Below are 3,177 nucleotides of genomic sequence, written 5' to 3' on the forward strand. Positions count from 1 at the left end.
GTTCTTTGACCTACAGGGAGAGACTGATCGATGAGGAGATCATCGATTGGGTAATAGACACAAGAAGAGTAATAGAGTAGCGTGCATACACGCAGCAAAAGGGCGTCTGGGGGATGCCTCTGGCTTCTGGTGGCGATGAAGGACGTGGCAAGCGACGAAACGCTTAGGGGACCCGCTGGCAGGGGCTGATCCTAAGGTATCCGAATGGGGCAACCCACTAGCTTGAAGAGCTAGTACCCTTAGGGGGGCAAACGCGGAGAACTGAAACATCTAAGTACCCGCAGGAAGAGAAAACAATTGTGATTCCGTCAGTAGTGGCGAGCGAACGCGGAAGAGCCCAAACCGATTATGTTACGGCATGATCGGGGTAGTAGGACCTGACATCAAACTAACAATCGAACTGAAATGACTTGGGAAAGTCAACCAGAGAGGGTGAGAGTCCCGTACGGGTCAGTGCGTTAGTGGGTTGGGGATCCTGAGTAGGGGGGGACCGGAGAAATCCCCTCTGAAACAGCCGGCACCATCCGGTAAGGCTAAATACGACCAGAAGACCGATAGAGCAAAGTACCGTGAGGGAACGGTGAAAAGCACGGGGAGTACCCGGGTGAAATAGACCCTGAAACCAGGCGCTTACAAGCGGTCGGAGCGGACAGTGTTCCGTGACGGCGTGCCTTTTGCATAATGAGCCTACGAGTTACCTTCACTGGCGAGGTTAAGTGCGTAGACGCACGGAGTCGAAGCGAAAGCGAGTCTGAATAGGGCGAGTAGTCAGTGGGGGTAGACGCGAAACTTGGTGATCTACCCGTGGCCAGGCTGAAGGGGTGGTAACACACCGTGGAGGGCCGAACCGATAAGCGTTGAAAAGCTTCCGGATGAGCTGCGGGTAGGGGTGAAAGGCCAATCAAACTGAGAAATAGCTCGTACTCTCCGAAATGTTTTTAGGAACAGCGTTCAGTGTTACCACTCATGAGGTAGAGCGACCAACAGGATGCGGGGGAGTCACATCCTACCAACTTCTGATGAACTCCGAATGCGTGAGTGGGTGCTGAGCAGTGAGGGTTGGGGTGCTAAGGTCCCAATCCGAGAGGGGAACAACCCAGACCATCAGCTAAGGTCCCCAAGTGTGTGCTAAGTTGAACAAAGGCGGTCCGGCTGCTGAGACAGCCAGGAGGTTGGCTTGGAAGCAGCCATTCCTTTAAAGAGTGCGTAACAGCTCACTGGTCGAGCGGGGCGGGCGTCGATAATAAACGGGCATCAAGCACATCACCGAAGCTATGGACCTACAGGTAGCCTGTAGTGTGGTAGGAGAGCATTCTGTGGGGGGTGAAGTTGGGGCGTGAGCCCTGGTGGACCGCATAGAAAAGCAAATGTAGGCATAAGTAACGATAATGCGGATGAGAACTCCGCACACCGAAAAGCTAAGGATTCCTCCGCGATGGCAGTCATCGGAGGGTTAGTCGGGTCCTAAGGTGTAGCCGAAGGGTGAAGCTGAAGGGAATGGGGTTAATAGTCCCCAACTATCTATGCAGGATGTATAATGACGGAGTGTCGGGGTTTCTACGTCCGGACGGAAGTGGGCGTTGAGCGGAGGCTTCGGCTGAAGCGAAGAGATGAAGAGGCTTCCAAGAAAAGTTATAGATCGTTAAGCGTATGGATACCCGTACCGTAAACCGACACAGGTAGCTGGGAAGAATATTCTAAGGTGCACGAATGAATCATGGTTAAGGAACTCGGCAAGATGACCCTGTAACTTCGGGATAAGGGGGGCCTACCCAGTGATGGGAGGCTGCAGAGAAGAGGCCCAGGCGACTGTTTACCAAAAACACAGGACTCTGCCAAAATGAAAGTTGACGCATAGGGTCTGACACCTGCCCGGTGCTGGAAGGTTAAGGGGGGAGCTTAGCGTAAGCGAAGGTTTGAACTGAAGCCCCAGTAAACGGCGGCCGTAACTATAACGGTCCTAAGGTAGCGAAATTCCTTGTCGGGTAAGTTCCGACCTGCACGAATGGTGTAACGATCTGGGCACTGTCTCAACCATGAGTTCGGTGAAATTGTAGTAGCGGTGAAGATGCCGCTTACCCGCCACGGGACGGAAAGACCCCGTGCACCTTTACTACAGCTTAACATGGATAGCTGGTCAGGCATGTGTAGGATAGGCGGGAGATTGTGAAGTGGTGTCGCCAGGCATCATGGAATCAACGTTGAAATACCGCCCTTGGCTGACCGGCTGTCTAACCCTGAAGGGGGGACAGTGTTTGGTGGGTAGTTTGACTGGGGTGGTCACCTCCGAAAGGGTAACGGAGGTTTCCCAAGGTTGGCTCATGCCGGACGGTAATCGGCAGGGGAGTGCAATAGCAGAAGCCAGCTTGACAGTGAGGCATACAGGCCGATCTGGGACGAAAGTCGGGTATAGTGATCCGGTGGTTCCGCATGGAAGGGCCATCGCTCAAAGGATAAAAGGTACGCCGGGGATAACAGGCTGATCTCCCCCAAGAGCTCACATCGACGGGGAGGTTTGGCACCTCGATGTCGGCTCGTCACATCCTGGGGCTGGAGAAGGTTCCAAGGGTTCGGCTGTTCGCCGATTAAAGTGGCACGCGAGCTGGGTTCAGAACGTCGTGAGACAGTTCGGTCCCTATCTGTGGTGGGCGTTGGATGACTGAGGGGGTCTGTCCTTAGTACGAGAGGACCGGGATGGACCAACCGCTGGTGAATCGGTTGTTTGGCCGCAGGCACGGCCGAGTAACTACGTTGGGAACAGATAAGCGCTGAAGGCATCTAAGTGCGAAACTGGCCCCGAGATGAGTCATCCGGTATAAAGGGTTGTGGTAGACGACCACGTTGATAGGCGACAGGTGTAGGTGCAGAGATGTATAGAGCTGAGTCGTACTAATGAGCCCGGACGCGTGAATGTGGAAATGTTGCTTAAGGATCTTGTTGTGTTGGGTTACCGGGTTTCTCTCTGTGGGGAAAAAGACTACGCTATTAAGATATAGACGCGTGTAAGTGATCGGAATAGGGATCTTGCAGGGGTCAGAAGAGTCAACAGGTTGGTGCTGGTAAGGCGGGTGAACACCTCTTTCCATTTCGAACAGAGCCGTTAAGCCCCGTACTGCCGATGGTACTGCTGTCACAAGTGGGAGAGTAGGTAGGTGCCACCTGATGAAATTGAGAGGA

The 3,177-nt window shown here is 53.7% G+C and carries 2 rRNA genes; both read left to right on the plus strand.

Features of this window, described 5'->3' with window-relative positions:
* The first annotated feature begins 85 nt into the window (after window positions 1-85).
* Window positions 86-2,914 (plus strand): 23S ribosomal RNA (locus tag GK108_RS30920).
* A gap of 135 nt (window positions 2,915-3,049) precedes the next feature.
* Window positions 3,050-3,161 (plus strand): 5S ribosomal RNA (gene rrf / locus GK108_RS30925).
* Window positions 3,162-3,177 lie beyond the last annotated feature (16 nt).

This window comes from Spirosoma terrae (assembly GCF_010435915.1).
GTDB lineage: Bacteria > Bacteroidota > Bacteroidia > Cytophagales > Spirosomataceae > Spirosoma > Spirosoma terrae.